This is a genomic window from Streptomyces sp. ICN903, from assembly GCF_022015835.1.
GTDB lineage: Bacteria > Actinomycetota > Actinomycetes > Streptomycetales > Streptomycetaceae > Streptomyces > Streptomyces fenghuangensis.
In genome coordinates, this window is record NZ_JAKMAY010000343.1 from 1 (window position 1) to 5,656 (window position 5,656).

Here is a 5,656-nt window from a genome sequence, read left to right on the forward strand (position 1 = left end):
CCCCCGCCACCGGGGCCGTCGGCGCATTGCCAATCCTTTACCCGGACGGCCGCAACCTCCGGGCCTCCCGGTCCGATAGGCACGGCGTCCGGGGGGCGCCGCCCCGGCCGGATGCGCAACGACGCCCTCCGGGCCCGACGGCCCGCGGGAAACCTCAGCAAGCCTCTTCTCCGTCGAAGGAGCAACATGTCCCTCCCCCTCTCGCGCCGGATCGCACGGACCGCGCTGCTGGTCGCAGCGGGTGCCGCCTCCGCAGTCGGTGCGGCCGGTTCCGCGAACGCCGCCGAACTCCTGCCGCCCGCCAAGAACCTGGGCGGAGTGAGCAACCTGGACGGCGCGAACCTGGGCGACACCATCGACGACACCTCGCGCAAGGCGAGCACCCAGGTGGCCGACACCGGCAGCAAGGCCGTGAAGAAGACCGTGCCGACCGCGGGCAGGACCGTCGGAGCCGCGGGCAGGACCGCCGTCCCGGCCGTGCAGAGGACCGCCGACGACACGGTGGCGACCGCCGGCTCCCTCCTCGGCGAGACCGCCAAGCCCGCCACCGGCGGCAAGGGCAAGGCGGGCAAGGCCGTGAAGTCCGCCAAGGGCAAGGTGCCCGCCGTCGGCAAGCAGGTGAAGGCCGACTCCCTGACCGACGGTCTGCCGGCGGTCGGCAAGCTGCCGCCGGTCGGCAAGAACCTGCCGCTGCTCTGACACCGCTCCGGCGTCGGCCCGACGCCGGCGGGCGCAGGCACCGCAAGCGGGCGGGGCCCGGGGATCGCGCGATCCCCGGGCCCCGCCCGCTTCCCCGCGCACCTCACGCGGTCAGGCGCCGCACCGCCTCCCCGACACGCTCGTCGGTGGCCGTGAAGGCGACCCGTACGAACCGCTCGCCCGCGGGGCCGTAGAAGTCGCCGGGCGCCACCAGCACACCGCGCCGGGCCAGCTCCCCGACCGTGTCCCAGCAGGGCTCGTCGCGCGTCGCCCACAGGTACAGCGACGCCTCGCTGTGCTCGATCCGGAAACCGCTCGCCTCAAGCGCCGTGCGCAGCGCCGCGCGCCGTGCCGCGTAGCGCTCGCGCTGCTCGGCCACATGCGCGTCGTCGCCGAGCGCCGCCACCGTGGCGGCCTGCACCGGGGCGGGCACCATCATCCCGCCGTGCTTGCGCACCCGCAGCAGCTCCTCCAGGACCGCCTCGTCCCCGACCAGGAACGCCGCCCGGTAGCCGGCCAGGTTGGAGCGCTTGGACAGCGAGTGGACGGCGACGACGCCCTCGTGGGTGCCGCCGCACACGTCCGGGTGGAGGACGGAGACCGGTTCGGCCTCCCAGCCCAGCTCCAGGTAGCACTCGTCGCTGAAGACCAGCACCCCGTGCTCGCGCGCCCAGGCCACGGTGGCCTTCAGCTCCTCCCCGGGCAGCACCCGGCCGGTGGGGTTGGAGGGGGAGTTCAGCCACAGCAGCCGCAGGCCCTCGGGGTCCAGCTCGCGCGGCGACTCGTCGTAGACGACCGGCTCGGCGCCCGCCAGCCGCGCCCCCACCTCGTACGTCGGGTACGCCAGCCGCGGGTACGCCACCCTGTCCCCGCCCTTGATGCCGAGCTGGATCGGCAGCCAGGCCACCAGCTCCTTGGAGCCGACGACCGGCAGGACGTGGGTGTGCGCCAGCCCCCGCGCGCCCAGCCGCCGCTCGCTCCAGCCGACGATCGCGTCCCGCAGCCCGGCCGTGCCCCAGACCGTCGGGTAGCCGGGGCTGTCGGCGGCCCCGGCCAGCGCCCGGCGGACCACCTCGGGCACCGGGTCGACGGGGGTGCCCACGGAGAGGTCCACGATGCCGTCGGGGTGTTCGGCCGCGGTCTTCTTGTACGGCTCCAGCCGGTCCCACGGGAAGACCGGCAGGCGGGAGGACAGGGGTGGCACTTGGCTTCGCTCTCTTTCCTGGAAAAGCCCCGGTCCCGCACGGCGGCGGGGCCGTACGGGACCGGGGTCAGTGCTGCGGGTGGCGCGGGGTCACTCGTCGTGGCTCTGCGGCGGGAGCGCGGCGACGAAGGGGTGGTCGCGCTCGATCAGGCCGAGCTTGCTGGCGCCGCCGGGCGAGCCCAGCTCGTCGAAGAACTCGACGTTGGCCTTGTAGTAGTCCTTCCACTCCTCCGGGACGTCGTCCTCGTAGAAGATCGCCTCGACCGGGCAGACCGGCTCACAGGCCCCGCAGTCGACGCATTCGTCCGGGTGGATGTACAAGGACCGCTGGCCCTCGTAGATGCAGTCGACGGGGCACTCCTCGATGCATGCCTTGTCCTTCAGGTCCACACAAGGCTGCGCGATGACGTAGGTCACGCTGTCGTTCCTCCTCGGTAGGGCGCGGGCAGCCGGTCCGGTTGTGGCTGAGCCGCGTGGCGCGCGGGAGCGCGGCGTCGTCGATGCCCGCCTCTAGTATCTCCGTTCCCGGGCAGGAGACGAACAGGAGGGGTGACAACGACCGTGGAGTTCACCGTGGGCGGACGACTCGAGCTTCGCATCAGCGCCGACGACGTGGGGAAACGTGTCTCGGTGCGCAGTCTGACCGGTTCTGCGGACACCGGTGCCGCCTTCACCGACACGGTCGGCGTTCTCACATCCTGGAAGGACGGTGTGCTCTCCATCACACGGCGTGGCGGGCAGAGTGTGGCGATCGAGGAGTCGGCCCTGGTGGCGGGGAAGACCGTGCCCGCCGAACCCGCCCGCCACCGCGGACCGGCGGCGGGGGTGCGGGAGCTGGCCGAGGTGGCGGCGCGCGGCTGGCCCGCGGTGGAGACCGCCCGCCTGGGCGAGTGGCTGCTGCGCGCCTCCGGCGGTTTCACCGGCCGCGCCAACTCCGTCCTCCCCCTGGGCGACCCCGGCACGGACCTGGACGCGGCCCTGGACGGGGCCGTGCGCTGGTACGGCGAGCGCGGGCTGCCCGCGCTGGTCCAGATCGCCACGGGCGCGGCCGGGGGCGACGAGCTGCTGGCCGCCGAGCTGGAGCGGCGCGGCTGGACGGCCGAGCGGTTCGCGGTCTTCTGCACCGGGGCGCTCGCGCCGCTGGCCGACCGCGAGCCGGACGGCCGGGTCCGGCTGTCGCGGCGGCCGGAGGCGGCCTGGCTGTCCGCGTACGGCCGCGGCGCCCGGGCAGCGGCCGACGACGCGCTGAAGGTGCTGGCCGGCGGCCCGTCGGTGTGGTTCGCCACCGTGCCGGGCGACGGTCCGCAGGGCGCGCCCGCGGCCATCGGGCGGTGCGTGGTGGACGGCCGGTGGGCGGGGTTCGCCGCCGTCGAGACCGCCCCCGAGCGGCGGCGCGAGGGGCTGGCCACGGCGGTGATGGCCGAGCTGGCCCGCGCCGCGCTGGCGGAGGGGGCCTCGGCCGCCTACCTCCAGGTCGAGCCGGAGAACACCGCCGCACGGGCGATGTACGCCAGGATGGGCTTCGCCGACCACCACTCCTACCACTACCGCCGGGCGCCGCGCGGCTGAGCCGGGCAGGGAGGGCCTGATGGACAGTCCGGACACCGCGGGAACCGACTCGGTGCGGGAACGCTTCGCACGGGCCGCGCGGGCCGAGCGGCCCGATCTGGCGCTGCTGTGCCTGCTGATCGGCGCCGAGGCCGACCCCGGCGTACGCGCGGAGGGCGGCAAGGGCGTGGACGGCCTCGTCGACGCCGCCCAGATCGAACTGGACCGGCTGACGGGCCTGCTGCCGTACGCGCCCTCGCGCACCCCCGCGCAGTGGGCGCACGCGCTGGCCGAACTGCTCGGCGGGCGCCACGGCTTCCACGGCACGCCCGCCGACTACCGCCGGCTGGACTCCTCGCTGCTGAACGAGGTGCTCAGGCGGCGGCGCGGGCTGCCGATCCTGCTGTCGGTGGTGTGGATGGAGGTCGCGCGCCGGGCGGGCGCGCCGGTGTACGGGGTCGCCCTGCCCGGGCACTTCGTGGTCGGCTTCGGCGATCCCCGCGGCGAGCACGTCCTCGCCGACCCCTTCGCGGGCGGTCTGCCGCTGACCGGGCAGGACGTCGAACTGCTGGTGGCGAGCACGGCGGGAACGCCGCTGTCGGAGGCGATGCTCCAGCCGGCCGGCCCGGTGGAGATCGTGCTGCGGGTGCTGAACAACATCCGCGCGTGGGCGGCGGCCCGCCCCGAGCACACCGACGTCCAGCTGTGGGCGGTGGAGCTGTCCCTGCTGCTGCCGCACCATCCGGCCCGGCTGCGCTACGAGCGGGCGCGGCTGCTGGTGGAGCGGGGCGACTTCACCGGCGGCGCGCGGGAGCTGGAGGAGTACGCCGACATGGTCGCCGCCATGGAGCCCAACGCCGCGGTCACCGTGCGCCGCGAGGCGCGGGCGGCCCGCTCCCGGCTCAACTAGTGCCGTGCCGACCGGGGTTCGCCCCGGCCGGCACGGCTCCGGTGACGTCCGGAGGCGGGCCCGCCCGCTACCGCGGGTCGAGTTCGATGACGCCGACCCGCTTGGCCGGGTCCGTCTCGCGGAGCGCCTCGCGCAGCGCGCCGGCGACGTCCTGGGGGGTGACCGGCGTCCTGGACCCGTTTCCGCGGGTGATCAGGACGCCGTCGAAGGTGCTGCCGTACAGCTCCTTAAGCACCTTGAGGTCGTAGGTGTCCACGAGCTTGCCGTTCACCGGCTTCATGGACAGGAACTTCGGCAGCGACCCGGTGGGGCTGAACGGGATCGACCTGTCGCCGGCCCTCACCGTGACCAGTCCGGACATCGCCGGCTCGCCGAACTCCCGGATCGCCCGGTCGATCTCCTTCTGGTCGACCGAGGGCTGCTCGAGGGCGACCGGCAGCTCGACCGCCTCGCTCCTCCCGGTGGCGACCTGCGTCCGGTAGGCGTCCTCCAGCATGTCCGCGCCCTTGCCGGCGTCGACCTGCTTGTGCGGCTTGCCGGGGACACCGACGGCCTTGCCGCCGGCGAACTTCACCATTCCGTCCCGCGGCCCGCCGCCGGAGGACTCGGTGAGGTCCTTCAGCGCCGCCGTGAGCTTCTCCTCGTCGACCTTGAAGACCGGCTCGGCCTGCCGGGCGCCGCCGAGGAGCGATCCGATCACGGAGACGGGGTTGTAGTCCCGGCCCGAGGCGCCCCGCACGGTGTTCTCGGTGTCCAGCGACAGGCCCGCGACGCTCGGCTTGAGCGTCTTCTGCTCGCCCTCCACCTCCAGGACCAGCGGCATGCGGGCCCGCTCGCCGAGAACGGCGTCGAGCTTGTTCATCGCCTCGGCCTTGCCCGTGCCGCCGATGTCCACACCGAGCACGGTGGTGCCGTTGGGGACGTCGGCGTGGTCCAGCAGCAGGCCGGCGCCGTACGCGATGCCGAGCACACCGAAGGTGGCGACGCCGAGCAGGACCAGCTTGGAGCGGCCCCGCTTGGCGGGGGCGGGCGCTGGCGTCCGGGCGGCCCGGTCGTCCGCCGAGGGGACGGGCCGGCCGTCGTCGTCGGCCGCGGGCACCCGCGGAATGCCGCTGACGAGGGTGTCGCCGGAGACCCTGCCTTGGGAGGGGCCGGGGGCCTGACCCTCGAAGGGGTCCTGACTCTCGAAGGGGTCCTGACCCTCGAAGGGACCGGGGGCCTGACCCCCGAGGGGGCCGGGGGCCGCCTCCGGATCCGCCGGGAAACCGGGTCCGCCGGCGGGGCCGCCGAGGTCC

6 protein-coding genes are annotated in these 5,656 nt (G+C 74.7%); 3 read left to right on the top strand and 3 right to left on the bottom strand.

All coding sequences use genetic code 11. The features are described from left to right. Positions 1-186 precede the first annotated feature (186 nt). Positions 187-699 (top strand): ATP-binding protein, encoded by a 513-nt coding sequence (locus tag L7D48_RS25055; RefSeq protein WP_237882768.1) that lies wholly within the window; start codon positions 187-189, stop codon positions 697-699. Between the two features lie 103 nt (positions 700-802). On the opposite strand, the gene dapC is transcribed toward L7D48_RS25055, so the two are convergent. Together dapC and fdxA are read right to left on the bottom strand one after the other, a co-directional pair. Further along, positions 803-1,903 (bottom strand): succinyldiaminopimelate transaminase, encoded by a 1,101-nt coding sequence (gene dapC, locus L7D48_RS25060; protein WP_237882770.1) that lies wholly within the window; start codon positions 1,901-1,903, stop codon positions 803-805. A gap of 90 nt (positions 1,904-1,993) precedes the next feature. Next, positions 1,994-2,320 carry a ferredoxin gene (fdxA, locus tag L7D48_RS25065; protein WP_093661226.1) on the bottom strand — a complete coding sequence of 109 codons (327 nt, stop codon included), beginning with the start codon at positions 2,318-2,320 and terminating at the stop codon, positions 1,994-1,996. Positions 2,321-2,464: 144 nt separating this feature from the next. Here fdxA and L7D48_RS25070 point away from each other — a divergent pair, with 144 nt between their 5' ends. After that, the gene (locus L7D48_RS25070) at positions 2,465-3,472 is read left to right on the top strand and encodes a GNAT family N-acetyltransferase (protein WP_237882776.1); all 1,008 of its coding nucleotides are present in this window, start codon (positions 2,465-2,467) and stop codon (positions 3,470-3,472) included. A gap of 19 nt (positions 3,473-3,491) precedes the next feature. Continuing rightward, entirely contained in the window at positions 3,492-4,361 is an 870-nt protein-coding gene (locus L7D48_RS25075; RefSeq protein ID WP_237882772.1) for a transglutaminase-like domain-containing protein, read from the top strand. A 67-nt stretch (positions 4,362-4,428) separates the two neighbouring features. On the opposite strand, the gene L7D48_RS25080 is transcribed toward L7D48_RS25075, so the two are convergent. Next, positions 4,429-5,656: peptidoglycan binding domain-containing protein (locus L7D48_RS25080; RefSeq protein ID WP_237882774.1), on the bottom strand; the 1,228-nt coding region annotated here is incomplete at its 5' end.